This is a genomic window from Pseudomonas sp. KCJK9016 (assembly GCF_046231795.1).
Lineage (GTDB): Bacteria > Pseudomonadota > Gammaproteobacteria > Pseudomonadales > Pseudomonadaceae > Aquipseudomonas > Aquipseudomonas bananamidigenes.
In genome coordinates, this window is record NZ_JBJJMM010000012.1 from 89,663 (window position 1) to 104,393 (window position 14,731).

At 57.5% G+C, this 14,731-nt stretch carries 15 protein-coding genes and 4 tRNA genes; 4 read left to right on the top strand and 15 right to left on the bottom strand.

Translation table 11 applies throughout. The features are described from left to right. Positions 1-199 precede the first annotated feature (199 nt). The 9 genes from ACK6BI_RS14035 to ACK6BI_RS14075 all read right to left on the bottom strand — a co-directional run bounded on the left by ACK6BI_RS14035 (position 200) and on the right by ACK6BI_RS14075 (position 7,492). Complete coding sequence (locus tag ACK6BI_RS14035; protein ID WP_003183171.1) at positions 200-472, bottom strand: HU family DNA-binding protein; 273 nt, start codon at positions 470-472, stop codon at positions 200-202. 147 nt (positions 473-619) lie between these two features. After that, on the bottom strand, positions 620-3,016 hold the full coding sequence (gene lon / locus ACK6BI_RS14040; protein ID WP_409317544.1) for an endopeptidase La: 2,397 nt from the start codon (positions 3,014-3,016) through the stop codon (positions 620-622). A gap of 162 nt (positions 3,017-3,178) precedes the next feature. Continuing rightward, positions 3,179-4,462 (bottom strand): ATP-dependent Clp protease ATP-binding subunit ClpX, encoded by a 1,284-nt coding sequence (clpX, locus tag ACK6BI_RS14045; RefSeq protein ID WP_065261733.1) that lies wholly within the window; start codon positions 4,460-4,462, stop codon positions 3,179-3,181. Between the two features lie 112 nt (positions 4,463-4,574). Next, positions 4,575-5,210, bottom strand: a complete 636-nt coding sequence (clpP, locus tag ACK6BI_RS14050) for an ATP-dependent Clp endopeptidase proteolytic subunit ClpP (protein ID WP_065261734.1) — start codon at positions 5,208-5,210, stop codon at positions 4,575-4,577. Positions 5,211-5,302: 92 nt separating this feature from the next. Further along, the gene (gene tig, locus ACK6BI_RS14055) at positions 5,303-6,613 is read right to left on the bottom strand and encodes a trigger factor (protein WP_409317545.1); all 1,311 of its coding nucleotides are present in this window, start codon (positions 6,611-6,613) and stop codon (positions 5,303-5,305) included. Between the two features lie 399 nt (positions 6,614-7,012). Continuing rightward, positions 7,013-7,088: transfer RNA gene (locus tag ACK6BI_RS14060), tRNA-His, on the bottom strand. 76 nt (positions 7,089-7,164) lie between these two features. Continuing rightward, positions 7,165-7,249, bottom strand: a tRNA-Leu gene (locus tag ACK6BI_RS14065). Positions 7,250-7,307: 58 nt separating this feature from the next. Next, a tRNA-His gene (locus ACK6BI_RS14070) sits at positions 7,308-7,383 on the bottom strand. 32 nt (positions 7,384-7,415) lie between these two features. Further along, positions 7,416-7,492: transfer RNA gene (locus ACK6BI_RS14075), tRNA-Arg, on the bottom strand. A gap of 274 nt (positions 7,493-7,766) precedes the next feature. Between ACK6BI_RS14075 and folD the strand changes: the two genes are divergently transcribed. Together folD and pbpG are read left to right on the top strand one after the other, a co-directional pair. Further along, positions 7,767-8,621 carry a bifunctional methylenetetrahydrofolate dehydrogenase/methenyltetrahydrofolate cyclohydrolase FolD gene (gene folD, locus ACK6BI_RS14080; RefSeq protein ID WP_260520153.1) on the top strand — a complete coding sequence of 285 codons (855 nt, stop codon included), beginning with the start codon at positions 7,767-7,769 and terminating at the stop codon, positions 8,619-8,621. A 228-nt stretch (positions 8,622-8,849) separates the two neighbouring features. Next, positions 8,850-9,788, top strand: a complete 939-nt coding sequence (pbpG, locus tag ACK6BI_RS14085; RefSeq protein WP_409317546.1) for a D-alanyl-D-alanine endopeptidase — start codon at positions 8,850-8,852, stop codon at positions 9,786-9,788. Positions 9,789-9,842: 54 nt separating this feature from the next. Here pbpG and ACK6BI_RS14090 read toward each other — a convergent pair whose 3' ends face one another. From ACK6BI_RS14090 to ACK6BI_RS14100, 3 genes are all read right to left on the bottom strand, one after another. Next, positions 9,843-10,049 (bottom strand): hypothetical protein, encoded by a 207-nt coding sequence (locus ACK6BI_RS14090; RefSeq protein WP_409317547.1) that lies wholly within the window; start codon positions 10,047-10,049, stop codon positions 9,843-9,845. 12 nt (positions 10,050-10,061) lie between these two features. Then, complete coding sequence (locus ACK6BI_RS14095; RefSeq protein WP_409317548.1) at positions 10,062-10,268, bottom strand: DUF6021 family protein; 207 nt, start codon at positions 10,266-10,268, stop codon at positions 10,062-10,064. A gap of 95 nt (positions 10,269-10,363) precedes the next feature. Then, positions 10,364-11,035: a peptidase C39 family protein gene (locus ACK6BI_RS14100; RefSeq protein ID WP_409317549.1), complete on the bottom strand. Its 672-nt coding sequence runs from the start codon at positions 11,033-11,035 to the stop codon at positions 10,364-10,366. A gap of 231 nt (positions 11,036-11,266) precedes the next feature. On the opposite strand from ACK6BI_RS14100, the gene ACK6BI_RS14105 reads away from it, so the two are divergent. After that, positions 11,267-11,434 (top strand): hypothetical protein, encoded by a 168-nt coding sequence (locus ACK6BI_RS14105; protein ID WP_409317550.1) that lies wholly within the window; start codon positions 11,267-11,269, stop codon positions 11,432-11,434. A 74-nt stretch (positions 11,435-11,508) separates the two neighbouring features. Here ACK6BI_RS14105 and ACK6BI_RS14110 read toward each other — a convergent pair whose 3' ends face one another. Both ACK6BI_RS14110 and ACK6BI_RS14115 read right to left on the bottom strand, forming a co-directional pair. After that, on the bottom strand, positions 11,509-12,258 hold the full coding sequence (locus tag ACK6BI_RS14110; RefSeq protein WP_409317551.1) for a TerC family protein: 750 nt from the start codon (positions 12,256-12,258) through the stop codon (positions 11,509-11,511). Between the two features lie 28 nt (positions 12,259-12,286). Next, positions 12,287-12,529, bottom strand: coding sequence for a hypothetical protein (locus ACK6BI_RS14115; RefSeq protein WP_409317552.1), 243 nt, complete (start codon positions 12,527-12,529; stop codon positions 12,287-12,289). A 143-nt stretch (positions 12,530-12,672) separates the two neighbouring features. Between ACK6BI_RS14115 and nhaR the strand changes: the two genes are divergently transcribed. Further along, entirely contained in the window at positions 12,673-13,572 is a 900-nt protein-coding gene (gene nhaR / locus ACK6BI_RS14120) for a transcriptional activator NhaR (RefSeq protein ID WP_409317553.1), read from the top strand. On the opposite strand, the gene ACK6BI_RS14125 is transcribed toward nhaR, so the two are convergent. Beyond that, positions 13,569-14,729: an MFS transporter gene (locus ACK6BI_RS14125; RefSeq protein ID WP_409317554.1), complete on the bottom strand. Its 1,161-nt coding sequence runs from the start codon at positions 14,727-14,729 to the stop codon at positions 13,569-13,571. The two genes, nhaR and ACK6BI_RS14125, sit on opposite strands and share 4 nt — an antisense overlap. Between the last annotated feature and the right edge of the window lie 2 nt (positions 14,730-14,731).

Below are 14,731 nucleotides of genomic sequence, written 5' to 3' on the forward strand. Positions count from 1 at the left end.
GGCAACCGTGGAGCGTGGGTAGAATCCGGATAGAAGAAAGGCGCATCCGAGGATGCGCCTTCTCGTAACTGGCGGAGCGGACAGGGATCGAACCCTCGATCCCGGTGTAGCGGACAATCATTCCAGACAGCCTGCTCTACCGCTCCGCTGCCAGGTCAGGCTTGACCCCGACCCGGATGGGTAAAAACCTGAATCAAACTTAGTTGACGGCTTCTTTCAGGGCTTTACCGGCTTTGAAACCTGGTTTTTTAGCCGCTGGAATTTCCAGCGTCTTGCCGGTCTGTGGGTTACGGCCGGTACGGGCTGGACGGTCGGTTACCGAGAAAGTACCGAAACCGACCAGAACTACGGAGTCGCCAGCCTTCAGAGCGCCAGTGACGGATTCGATTACAGCGTCCAGCGCACGGCCAGCAGCAGCTTTCGGGATATCAGCGGATGCAGCGATAGCATCAATCAGTTCCGACTTGTTCACTCTAAGTCCCCTTATATCTATTTGAGTATGATTCTAAGTTTTTTGGTGAAAGCAAAAACGAGTGCTGAATGGCCTACAGACACTTAAGAGCCGCTTTATAACAAGGGCTCTAAAAAACTGTCAACAAGCCCCCCAGCCAAATACGTATTAATGCGTGCTAATTCTTTCCTTGGAATCGGACTCGCGTTTTTCATCCTTCGCGACAATCTCCGGAGCCACATCCGGCAAGGGCTCCGGCGCGTATTGCAGCGCAATTTGCAGGACCTCGTCAATCCATTTAACCGGTTTGATCTGCAGATCCTGCTTGATATTGTCAGGAATCTCCTTCAGATCACGCACGTTCTCTTCCGGAATAATCACGACCTTGATTCCGCCACGGTGCGCGGCCAGGAGTTTTTCCTTCAGACCACCAATGGCGAGAACTTGACCGCGCAGGGTAATTTCGCCGGTCATGGCCACATCGGCACGCACAGGAATACCCGTCAAAGCCGACACCAGCGCAGTACACATGCCTACACCGGCGCTCGGGCCATCTTTCGGTGTAGCGCCTTCCGGCATGTGGATGTGCGTATCGCGCTTCTCGTGGAAGTCCAGAGGAATGCCCAGGCTCTTGGCACGACTGCGGACTACGGTCTGGGCCGCAGTGATCGATTCGACCATTACGTCACCCAGCGAACCGGTCTTGATCAACTGCCCCTTGCCCGGCACAACGGCCGCTTCGATGGTGAGCAATTCACCGCCGACCTGAGTCCAGGCCAGGCCGGTCACCTGACCGATCTGATCCTGCTGTTCGGCCAGACCGTAACGGAATTTACGCACACCGAGGAAGTGTTCCAGCAAATCGGCTGTCACTTTCACCGAGAAACGTTTTTCCAGGGCATGCTCCTTGACCGCCTTGCGGCAGACCTTGGCAATCTGCCGCTCGAGGCCACGCACACCGGCTTCGCGAGTGTAGTAACGGATGATGTCGCGGATCGCTTCTTCGTCGAATTCCAGCTCGCCCTTCTTCAGACCGTTGGCTGCAACCTGCTTTGGCGACAGGTACTTGACGGCGATGTTGATTTTTTCGTCCTCGGTGTAACCCGGCAGACGAATCACCTCCATCCGGTCCAGCAGTGCCGGCGGAATGTTCATCGAGTTCGAGGTGCACAGGAACATCACGTCCGACAGGTCGTAGTCGACTTCCAGATAGTGATCGTTGAAGTTGTGGTTCTGCTCCGGATCGAGCACTTCCAGCAACGCCGACGCCGGATCACCCCGCATGTCACTGCCCATCTTGTCGATTTCGTCGAGCAGGAAAAGCGGGTTGCGTACGCCCACTTTTGTCATCTTTTGAATCAATCTTCCTGGCATCGAACCGATGTAGGTACGACGGTGACCACGAATTTCCGCTTCGTCACGCACCCCACCGAGGGCCATGCGCACGAATTTACGGTTGGTGGCATGGGCGATCGACTCCGCCAGCGAAGTTTTACCCACGCCCGGAGGACCGACCAGACACAACACCGGTCCACGAATCTTCTTCACACGTTTCTGCACGGCGAGGTATTCAAGGATGCGCTCCTTGACCTCCTCCAGACCGTAGTGATCGGCGTCGAGAATGCCTTCCGCGCGGGCCAGGTCCAGACGCACCTTGCTCTGAGCCTTCCACGGTACCTGGACCAGCCAGTCGATGTAAGAACGCACAACGGTGGCTTCGGCGGACATCGGCGACATTTGCTTGAGCTTGTTCAGCTCGGCGGTGGCCTTGGCCAGGGCGTCCTTCGGCAGACCGGCAGCATCGATACGCTTTTTCAGGTCTTCGATTTCGTTGTGGCCTTCATCACTGTCACCGAGTTCCTTCTGAATGGCCTTCATCTGCTCATTCAGGTAATACTCGCGCTGACTGCGCTCCATTTGCTTCTTGACGCGACCACGGATGCGTTTTTCAACCTGCAGCAAATCGATTTCGGCATCCAGCAAGGCCAGGACGTGCTCAACACGGGCCGGCAGGTCGATGATTTCGAGGATTTCCTGCTTCTGCTCGATCTTCAGCGCCATGTGTGCAGCCATGGTATCCACCAGGCGGCTCGGCTCATCGATGCTGTTGAGCGACGACAGGACTTCAGCCGGGACTTTCTTGCCCAGCTGGACATATTGTTCGAACTGCGACAGCAGCGTACGCACAAACACTTCGGACTCGCGCTCGGCAGCATCGACTTCATCGATCAGCGCCACTTCGGCCCTGCAGTGGCCATCGACTTCGCTGAAGCGTTCGACGGTGCCTCGCTGCTCGCCTTCGACCAGAACCTTCACGGTGCCATCGGGCAACTTGAGCAGCTGCAAGACCGTGGCAATGGTACCTACACGATAGAGGGCATCCTCTCCAGGATCATCGTCAGCCGGGTTTTTCTGGGCCAGCAGCAGAATCTGCTTGTCACCCGTCATCGCTGCCTCAAGGGCTTCGATGGACTTCTCGCGCCCCACGAACAGCGGGATAACCATGTGCGGATACACCACGACATCACGCAATGGCAGGAGAGGCAATTCGATGGTTGTCTTCATGATTTCGCCTCTACGGCGGCCATATGGCCGTAATCAGATGGAATTAAGCTTGAAACCAAGATGGGGGCTGCCTTGAAAAAAAACAAGCGTAAAGCGGATGTAAAAAACGACATAAAAAAAAGAGGCCCGAAGGCCCCTTCTTTATTTCGGCACACAGAACGCTTACGCGTCCGGTGCAGCCTTGGCCGTCGGCTCACTGTTTTCGTAGATATACAGCGGCTTGGACTTGCCTTCGATCACGCTTTCATCGATCACGACTTTGCTCACGTCGGACTGCGACGGGATCTCATACATCGTATCGAGCAGCACACCTTCGAGAATCGAACGCAGGCCACGGGCACCGGTTTTACGCTCCAGCGCACGTTTGGCGACCGATTTCAGCGCGTCGGACCGGAACTCCAGATCCACGCCCTCCATCTCGAACAGCTTGGCATACTGTTTGGTCAGAGCATTTTTCGGCTCGGTGAGAATCTGCATCAGCGCAGCCTCATCCAGCTCGTCCAGCGTCGCAAGGACCGGCAGACGACCGACAAATTCCGGGATCAGACCGAATTTGACCAAATCGTCAGGCTCGACTTCACGCAGGGACTCACCGACTTTCTTGCCTTCTTCCTTGCTGCGTACTTCTGCATTGAAACCGATGCCACCTTTGGTGGAACGGTTCTGAATGACCTTCTCAAGACCGGAGAACGCACCGCCGCAGATGAACAGGATGTTACGGGTGTCGACCTGCAGGAACTCCTGCTGGGGATGCTTGCGGCCACCTTGCGGCGGAACGGAAGCAACCGTGCCTTCGATCAACTTGAGCAAGGCCTGCTGCACGCCTTCACCGGAAACGTCCCGGGTGATCGACGGGTTGTCGGACTTGCGGGAAATCTTGTCGATTTCATCGATGTAGACAATGCCCATCTGGGCCTTTTCCACATCGTAGTCGCATTTCTGCAGCAGCTTCTGAATGATGTTCTCGACGTCTTCGCCCACGTAACCGGCCTCGGTGAGGGTGGTTGCGTCGGCAATGGTGAACGGAACGTTCAGCAGGCGGGCCAGGGTTTCGGCCAGCAGGGTTTTACCGGAGCCTGTCGGGCCGATCAGCAGGATGTTGCTCTTGCCGAGTTCGACGTCGTCAGCTTTCTTGTCACGCTGGTTCAGACGCTTGTAGTGGTTGTATACCGCTACCGCGAGAACCTTCTTAGCACGTTCCTGACCAATGACGTACTGGTCAAGGATGCCGCTGATTTCTTTAGGCGAAGGCAATTTATGCGCGCTGCTTTCGGCCTGTGCTTCCTGCACCTCCTCACGGATGATGTCATTGCACAGGTCGACGCACTCGTCGCAGATAAAGACCGAGGGGCCGGCAATCAATTTGCGCACTTCATGCTGGCTTTTGCCACAGAAGGAGCAATAGAGCAGCTTGCCGTTGTCCTCGCCGTTGCGGGTGTCAGTCATTCGTTCGATCCAAATCCGATAGGCTTGCAACACAAGATGAAGGCTATTGCGGGCTTTTTCAAGCCCGCCACTGATCGGACCAGCCGATCAGGCCTGTTTTGAGCTGCTTGTTTTAAGCTGGGCGCTGCTCGATCACTTCGTCGATCAGGCCGTAGTTCTTGGCTGCTTCGGCACTCATGAAGTTGTCGCGGTTGGTGTCACGCTCGATTTCTTCGAGTGTACGCCCGCTGTGCTTGGCCATCAGCGTATTGAGACGCTCGCGGATGAAGAGGATTTCCTTGGCGTGAATTTCGATATCCGACGCCTGGCCCTGGAAACCGCCCAGTGGCTGGTGAATCATCACACGCGAGTTCGGCAGGCAGTAACGCTTGCCTGGAGCACCTGCGGTCAGCAGGAATGCGCCCATGCTGCAGGCCTGGCCGATGCAGGTAGTCGATACGTTTGGCTTGATGAACTGCATGGTGTCGTAGATCGACATGCCAGCCGTCACCGAACCGCCCGGGGAGTTGATATAAAGATGGATGTCCTTGTCCGGGTTTTCCGCTTCAAGGAACAGCAATTGCGCACAGATCAGGTTGGCCATGTAGTCCTCTACCGGACCTACCAGAAAGATCACTCGCTCCTTGAGCAGACGCGAGTAGATGTCATAGGCGCGCTCGCCACGAGCAGATTGCTCGACAACCATCGGGACCAGGCCGCCGGCGGCCTGGATATCAGAGTTCTGCTGAATATAGGAATTACGGAACATGCTCTGCAGTCACTCCCAAATAGTCATGTCTTGAATACGCATAAGCCAGCTCGAAGGCTGGCTTATGGTGTGTGCTTCTAACGCAGAAACAATCAGTCGGCTTTTGGAGCTTCTACCGGCTTGACCGCTTCTTCGTAAGAGACCGATTTGTCGGTCACGCTAGCTTTCTGCAGAACAGTATCCACAACTTGTTCTTCCAGCACAACCGAACGGACTTCGTTCAGTTGCTGCTCGTTCTTGTAGTACCAGGACACGACTTGCTCAGGCTCCTGGTAGGCCGAAGCCATTTCCTGAATCATTTCGCGAACGCGGGCTTCGTCTGGCTTCAGGTCGAATTGTTTGACCACTTCAGCCACGATCAGACCCAGCACAACGCGGCGCTTGGCTTGCTCTTCGAACAGCTCGGCCGGCAGTTGGTCAGGCTTGATGTTGCCGCCGAACTGCTGAACAGCCTGCACGCGCAGACGGTCAACTTCGTTGGACAGCAGAGCCTTCGGCACTTCGATCGGGTTGGTGGCCAGCAGACCGTCCATGACCTGATTCTTGACCTTGGATTTGATCGCCTGACGCAGTTCACGCTCCATGTTCTTGCGAACTTCGGTGCGGAAACCGTCGATGCCGCTTTCCTTGATACCGAACTGGGCGAAGAATTCTTCGTTCAGCTCAGGCAGTTTTGGCTCGGAAACGGTGTTGACAGTCACGGTGAACTCGGCAGTTTTGCCAGCCAGGTCCAGGTTCTGATAGTCCTCTGGGAAGGTCAGGTTCAGAACGCGCTCTTCACCGGCCTTGGCGCCAACCAGGCCTTCTTCGAAGCCAGGGATCATGCGACCGGAGCCCAGCACCAGTTGAGTGCCCTTGGCGGAACCGCCAGCGAACACTTCGCCGTCGACCTTGCCAACGAAATCGATGTTCAGTTGGTCTTCGTTCTGGGCAGCACGTTCAGCCACTTCGAAACGGGTGTTCTGCTTGCGCAGGATGTCCAGCATCTTGTCCAGATCGGCGTCAGCCACTTCAGCGCTCAGACGCTCGACGGTGATGCCTTCGAAACCGGCAACGGTGAACTCAGGGAACACTTCGAATATGGCTACGTATTCCAGGTCCTTGCCAGCTTCGAGCGACTTTGGCTCGATCGATGGCGAACCGGCCGGGTTCAGCTTCTGCTCGACCACAGCTTCGTAGAAGGAGGACTGGATCACGTCGCCGATCGCTTCCTGGCGCGCATCAGCACCGAAGCGGCGCTTGATTTCGCTCATTGGCACTTTGCCTGGACGGAAGCCAGCAATCTTGGCCTTCTGGGCAGTCTGCTGCAGACGCTTGTTGACCTGAGTCTCGATGCGCTCAGCCGGCACGGTGATGCTCATGCGGCGCTCAAGAGCAGTAGTATTTTCAACAGAAACTTGCATGGATATTCCTCGTTGCACAGACGTTAGCCGGCCGTTTCCGACCCAAGAATCAAGGGCAAGCATTCTAGTAGGTCAAACTCAAGAAGTCACCCTACTGAAAACGGGTAAAAAAACAGCAGGCAATTTGAGGACGAGGACAAACGGTTGCACCTCGCCCCGTTAGCAAATACAGCCAATAAAGCCAGGGCTCTGCGTCAACCCCTTCTATATATAGAGGCGGTTGAATCATCTCCCTGACAGCCAACCCCACAAGCAAGGCCAGCGGGCAGCGCGGCACCATCGAGCAACCTGGATACGACGAAGCGCCCCGCCCTGCGACCCGACACACACAGTCGCCGAAATCCGAAAACATGAAACAAAAAAGGCGCCAGACTGTTAAATCTGGCGCCTTTCGGAATATGGGGTGGACGATGGGGATCGAACCCACGACAACAGGAGTCACAATCCTGTGCTCTACCAACTGAGCTACGCCCACCATATTGCATGCCAAAGAAGCCAAACAACTTCTTTGTAGAACTTCACCCGGCCTGCGGCATGAATGAAGCCTTGATTGGTGCGGATGAAGAGACTCGAACTCTTACGCCTCGCGGCGCTGGAACCTAAATCCAGTGTGTCTACCAATTCCACCACATCCGCGGATGAAGCTTTTTAAAGCAAAGGCGCCAGACTTTTACATCTGGCGCCTTTCGAAATATGGGGTGGACGATGGGGATCGAACCCACGACAACAGGAGTCACAATCCTGTGCTCTACCAACTGAGCTACGCCCACCATATCGCGCTACTTGTGCCAATGCAGCCTAATGGCGCACCCGGCAGGACTCGAACCTGCGACCATCCGCTTAGAAGGCGGATGCTCTATCCAGCTGAGCTACGGGCGCCTTGTTAGCTGTACCCTTGGAGGACTACAAACTAAGTGCTTTCCAGTCTCGCAAAACCTTGATTTCGCTTGACCTTCTTAACCAGTGCTAGGCTGTGCCCGACAAGTGCGACGAATAGTATAGAGAGCCCCGAAGGTCGTCAAATCCTTTTTGAAAAAAATTCATTTAATTAAAGGGCTTAGGGGAATTTGCTGACCAAGCGCCTTTGCCCTCACCGTCTGACATGCGAGAATGCGTTCTCTTTTTTTCCCCTCTCGATGGTTAATCACGCGCAATGACTGCACAACTAATCGACGGCAAATCAATCGCCGCCAGCCTGCGCCAGCAGATCGCACAACGGGTAGCCGAACGTCGCGAGCAAGGCTTGCGTACTCCGGGCCTCGCGGTGATCCTGGTCGGCAGCGATCCTGCCTCTCAGGTTTATGTCTCGCACAAGCGTAAAGACTGTGAAGAGGTCGGCTTCCTTTCCCAGGCTTACGACCTGCCTTCCGATACCACACAGGAAGCACTGACCGATCTGATCGATCGGCTGAACGACGACCCGGCAATCGACGGTGTTCTGCTTCAACTTCCGCTGCCTGAGCACCTGGATGCCTCCAGACTGCTGGAACGCATCCGCCCGGACAAGGACGTCGACGGATTCCATCCTTATAACGTCGGTCGTCTGGCCCAGCGCATTCCGCTGCTGCGCCCCTGCACCCCGAAAGGCATCATGACCCTGCTGGAAAGCACCGGCGTCGATCTTTACGGAATGGATGCAGTGGTTGTCGGCGCGTCCAACATCGTCGGTCGCCCGATGGCCATGGAGCTGCTGCTGGCCGGCTGCACCGTGACCGTGACCCACCGCTTCACCAAGGACCTGGCCGGACATGTCGGCCGTGCCGACCTGGTGGTGGTTGCCGCCGGCAAGCCGGGCCTGGTCAAGGGCGAGTGGATCAAGGAAGGCGCGATCGTGATCGACGTCGGCATCAACCGTCAGGACGACGGCAAACTGGTCGGTGACGTCGTATACGAGACCGCCCTGCCCCGCGCCGGCTGGATCACTCCGGTCCCGGGCGGCGTCGGCCCGATGACCCGTGCCTGCCTGCTGGAAAACACACTCTACGCGGCAGAAACACTGCACGCCTGAGTCGACTTTTCCGCCCCCCGAGAACCCCGCCCCGTGCGGGGTTTTTCATATCCTCGAAAAAACCTTTACCGTTCGCCGGAAACCCCTATTTTTACAGGGCTTTTCACGACTTTTTCATGCCTTTCAAACAACCATCGACAGTTCTTCAGCCATACTCCTAAAATGCGTCGTTTTACGACACAGTCCGTTACAAAAAACGGCATTTTCAACCTTCATGAGTTCGCCCGCGTGAATATTCGTCTGTCCATCCTGAGCCTGGTTTTTGCATTTTCAGGCACGCTCCTCACGCCAACGGTCAACGCCGCCGAAACCACCGCTGCCCCCCGAGACGCTTCGCAACTGAAGATTGCTTCCGGCAGCGCCCTGCTGATGGATCTGCAGACCAACAAAGTCATCTATTCCAGCAATCCGGACGTGATCGTGCCGATCGCTTCCGTCAGCAAGTTGATGACTGGCCTGGTCGTGGTTGAAGCCCACCAGAACATGGATGAATGGATTGACGTCGACATCAGCCACACCCCGGAAATGAAGGGCGTGTTTTCCCGGGTCAAACTGCGCAGTGAACTGCCGCGCCGAGAGATGCTGCTGATCGCACTGATGTCTTCGGAGAACCGCGCCGCCGCCAGCCTCGCCCATCATTACCCGGGCGGGTATGCGGCGTTTATCGCAGCGATGAACGCCAAGGCCAAGGCTCTGGGCATGACCAGCACCCACTTTGTGGAACCGACCGGCCTTTCGGAACGCAACGTGTCCACTGCCCGCGACCTGAGCAAGTTGCTGATCGCTGCGCAAAAGCATCCGATCCTCACCGAGCTCACGACTACCAAGGAAAAGACCGTCTCGTTCCGCAAACCCAACTACACCCTGGGCTTCCGTAACACCGACCACCTGGTCAACAAGGCCGACTGGAACATCAAGATCACCAAGACCGGCTTCACCAACCCGGCCGGCCATTGCCTGGTGCTTGTGACCCGCATGAGCAACCGCCCGGTGGCCCTGGTGATTCTCGACGCCTTTGGCAAATACACCCACTTCGCCGATGCCAGCCGCATCCGCAGCTGGATGGAAACTGGCCGGAGCACCAACGTTCCGGCAGTGGCGCAACAGTACAAGGCGGAAAAAAACCTCAAAGGGCGCCAGAGCGGCGTGGTCGAGGCGTCCAAGTAACAGGCGACTCAAGAAAAAAGCCCCGAATACTCGGGGCTTTTTTCGTCTGCCGGTTCAGTCGTTGGGCAGCGGCATCTGATCATCATCGGGAATGCCGTCGCCGGCACCAGAGTCGCGCTGATGCTCCGGGGTTACTACCGCAGGACGCGCCAGCGGATCGCGCAACGGACTGTCCGGATCCAGCACCGGATCCTCATCCGGCTCCGGCGTGGTCGGCACGCTGTCAGGTTCAGGGTCGTCAAAACTGGAATCCGTGCTCATAATCACCTCGCTTCAAGGCTTGAGATCGGCCAACGGGTCATAGGCTCTGGCGGGGCGTTTTTTGTCATCGCCATGCTCTACGTCGCGCGGAGCCCTGGCCGGACCGACGGGATCGACTTGCGGATCATCCAGATCGGGTGAGTCCGGATCGAATCCCGGCTTTTCGCCACTGGCATGCTCGGATGAGTGAGGGCCACGGGGAGATTGGGGAATTGCCATATTCGTCTCCTGAGAACAAGGCCCGGAAAAAACCGGGCGCTACTGTTCAGAGACCTGCCGAGTTTCAGGGTGCCCGGCAGGTGACGAACGGGGCCTTATTGTGTTTCGAGCGCCTTTCTTGCTTGTGCAGCCTCACGCTCCTGACCTGCCTGCGCCAGCTCGTCAGCGGCTTTCAGCCAACGCTGACGGTCAACCGCTGCCGGGAGCTGCGTAGGTTTCTGAATCAATACCGCCCAGCCACCCGATTTCTGGAGCGCCGATTCAAAAGAACTGAAACTCATCAGTTCACGACGATTCATCCCCGCGCGCAGCAAAACCTTCTGCTTCTTGCGGTCATAACCGGAAAGAATCGCGTAACGCGGCTCGGCCCAGAACGCGGCCCCTTCACTGAAACGCACCATCACCGGATACCCCGCCGCCACCTGAGTCAGCAATGCCGGCAAACGGGCATCCAACGGGTATACGACCATGCCGTATTCACGCGCCAGATTCTGCATGTTCTGCTGCAACTGGTTTTCGGCGCCCGGCAGCTGAAGAGGTTTTTCCAGCAGACCAGGGGTGATCACGATGCCCTGCTGCGACAGCAGGCTGGCCAGCACCTGCGGCCCGCTCTGATTGGCTTCGCCCCGATAAAAGGTGCCACTGAGCTCGACCCGTTCCGGCAGACGCTGCACCTGCGGCGCCACACTGCCCGCACACCCCACCAATGCCGTCACGCAACCGGCCGCCAGCAGCGCTGCGCGAATCCGGGAAAATAGCTGCACCATCAGTCACTCTCTTGATCAGTTACCGGTCATCGTGTTCCGGCTTCGTCGAGATCATAGGACGGCGCAACGCTGCGGTATAGCCCGAAGGAGCAGATCCATCGGCTGCATAGAGCGAAGTGATTGGTCACCACCGACCTTTGGTCAATAGCCTGAAACACGCCAGCGTCTAGACTGTCACTCGATAGACAGCAAAAGAGAAAGCGCCCGACGCAGGGCAAAGAGGAGGCACCGATGAGCCTGACCATGACCATTGTGATGTTGATTGCCGGCTGGCTGGCCGTCGCCGCCGCCATGTTGTGGGGCGTGCTGCGGATTTCCCGACGCCACCATCACCCTGTGCAGCCTGCACCGATCAAGAAAGTCGAGAAACACAGTCCCCGTCACGCCACCGCACACTGACGTCTTTCCATCGATTCAAACGAAAAAGGCCGCCTGACTGCTGCGAGTCAGGCGGCCTTCGGTTTTTCCAGGGGTCACGCCTGGGCGGCCACCTTCTTCTGCTTCGCGCGACGAGACATCATGTTCAACACCTCGATCGCAGCGGAGAACGCCATGGCGGCATACACATAGCCTTTCGGTACATGGGCGCCGAAGCCTTCAGCGATCAGCGTCATGCCGATCATGATCAGGAAGCCCAGGGCCAGCATCACCACCGACGGGTTGTCGTTGATGAATTTAGCCAGCGGATCAGCCGCGAACAGCATCACCAGCACCGAAACCACCACCGCAATCACCATGATCGGCAAGTGTTCGGTCATGCCGACCGCCGTGATGATGCTGTCGATCGAGAACACCATGTCGAGCATCAGGATCTGTCCGATTGCGGCAGCGAAACCCAGGGTCACCGTCGAGGTGGCGGTTTTCGGGTCTTCCGGTGCCGGGTCCATGCTGTGATGGATCTCGGTCGTCGCCTTCCAGACCAGGAACAGGCCACCGGCGATCAGGATCATGTCCTTCCAGGAGAACGCCTGGCCCAGTATCTCGATGACCGGCTCGGTCAACTGGACGATGAACGCGATGGTGCTCAACAGCGCCAGACGCATGATCAGCGCCATGCCGATACCGAGGCGGCGGGCCTTCTGCCGATACTGCTCGGGCAGCTTGTTGGTCAGGATCGAGATGAAGATCAGGTTATCGATGCCGAGCACGATTTCCATCACCACCAGTGTGGCCAGTGCAATCCAGGCCGTCGGGCTGGAAGCGAGTTCTAACAGGTATTCCATGGGTCAGTCCTGACTCTTGTAAGACGATTTAGATGGTCTTGGAGGAAGATTCGGATTTTTCCGCATCTTTTTCCGGGGCTTCTTTTTTCTCGATCAGGCCGCCAGTGGCTTCGCTGAGTGCCTGCTCGGCGGCTTTGTGCGTATCGTCGATAGCCTGTTTGGCACTCTCGGCAGCCTTGCCCATCAACTGCTGGGCGCTTTTTTCAGCTTGGTCGCAGCCAGCCATTAGCAGTAAAGACGTAAACATCAGTGCCGGGATCGCGTATTTCATAAGGGTTCCTTCGAATGAACAGACAGGTCACGAACCACCCGTCGATGGCTGGGCATTCTAGGTAGACGAACACTTCAGGAAAATTCGTATTTTCAGCGACTATACTTCGATTTATACGAACTGAATCTGGCGGACCAAACCCCATGCTCAATTACCGACAACTGCACTACTTCTGGGTAGTGGCCAAAACCGGCAGCATCGTGCGCGCCTGCGAGCAACTGAACCTGACACCGCAGACCATCAGCGGCCAGATTTCCCTGCTGGAACAGACCTACGGCATCGAGTTGTTCCAGCGCGTCGGCCGACAACTCGAACTCACCGAAGCCGGACGCCAGGCCCTGCCCTACGCCGAACAGATGTTCCAGATCGGCGGCGAACTGGAACTGATGCTGCGCGCCCAGCCCAACGAACAGCAGATCCTGTTTCGCGTGGGGGTGGCGGACGTGGTGCCCAAATCCATCGTCTATCGCCTGATCGCGCCGACCATGGAGCTCAGCGAACCGCTGCGCATCACCTGCCGCGAAGACAAACTCGAGCGATTGCTGGCGGACCTGGCGATCCAGCGCCTGGACCTGGTGATCTCCGACAGCCCGATGCCGTCGCACCTGGACATCAAGGGCTACAGCCAGAAACTCGGAGAGTGCGGGATCAGTTTCTTTGCCACCGCCGAACTGGCGGCGCAATACGGTCAGGATTTTCCGCGCAGCCTGCACGGTGCGCCGCTGTTGATTCCCGGAGCGGAAACCGTGGTGCGCAGCCGTCTGCAGCGCTGGTTCGCCGAACAGCAGATTCAGCCAAGGATTGTCGGGGAGTTCGATGACAGCGCCCTGATGCAGGCGTTCGGCCAGTCCGGCAGCGGGATTTTCATTGGCCCGAGCGTGATCGCCGATGAGGTGAAACGTCAGTACGGCGTTGAATTGATCGGCCAGACCGACGCGGTGAGCGAGTCGTTCTACGCGATCTCGGTGGAGCGCAAGGTCAAGCACCCCGGCATCAAAGCGATTACCGAAGGTGCCCGACGCGAGCTGTTTACCGGGTTTTAAGCCTGCGCGCAGACCTCGCGCGGCTTGAGCACCATCAACACCATGGCGAGGAAAATCGACAGCAGGATGAACGCGGCAGCGGCGAAACCGACGAAGCCGAGGCCCGCGTTGTCGATCACCCGACCGCCAATGATCGCGCCCAGACCGATCCCGAGATTGGCTCCGGCGATATTCAGCGACGCGGCAAAGGCCGGTGCTTCAGGTGCCGCTTTCATCAAGCGTACATGGCTGACCAGAAACAGCGCGGCCTGCGTCACGCCCCAGATGCCCATCGCCGCCGCCAAGCCCAGCGACGAATTGATGTTGGGCACCAGCGCCACCATCCCGGGAATCATGAACGCACAGAACATCACCGAAGCCATCAACGGGTGACGATCCACCGCGCGACCGCCCAGCGAGTTGCCGATCAGGCCGACCGCACCGAAGCCCATCAGACACCAACCGACCACGGTGCCATTGAAACCGGCCAGACGTTCAAGGATATCCGCCAGATAGGTGTAGGCGGTGAACATGCCGCTGAACACCAGGATCGACAGCAGCACATGGCCGAGCATCAACGGGCTGCGCAGAATCTTGAATTGCGATCCGAAGCTGACCTGATGCTGGTGCAGGCTGGTTTTCGGCAGGTAGACAAACAGCAGCAACGCCTTGGCGAAGGCGATAACCGCCAGAATGGCGAATGCGCTGCGCCAGCCGAACGCATCGGAAATCAACGTGCCGACCGGAATGCCGAACACCGTGGCGCAGACGATGCCGAAGCCGATCTTGGCAATGGCACGACCGGCGAAGTCCGGGCCGACGATGTCTACTGCGGTTTCACTGGCCAGGGCCCAGAACACCGGCAGCCCCAGTGCCGGGATCAACCGTGCAATGGCCATGACCCAGATATTCGGCGCCAGAGCCGCCAGGGTATTGGCAAGACCGAACATGACCAGAATGGTGATGAACAGCTTGCGCCGCTCGAAACGGGCGAAATATGCGGTCAAGAATGGGCCGAACATCGCCACGGTGAAAGCGAATAGAGTCACCAGCAAACCGGCTTGCGGGATGGTGACCGCCAGGTCTCGGGCAATCGCCGGCAACAGGCCGACGATGACGAACTCCGTCGTCAGCACCGTGAATCCGGCGGCAGACAACAGAAGGATGGGAAACAGCATGG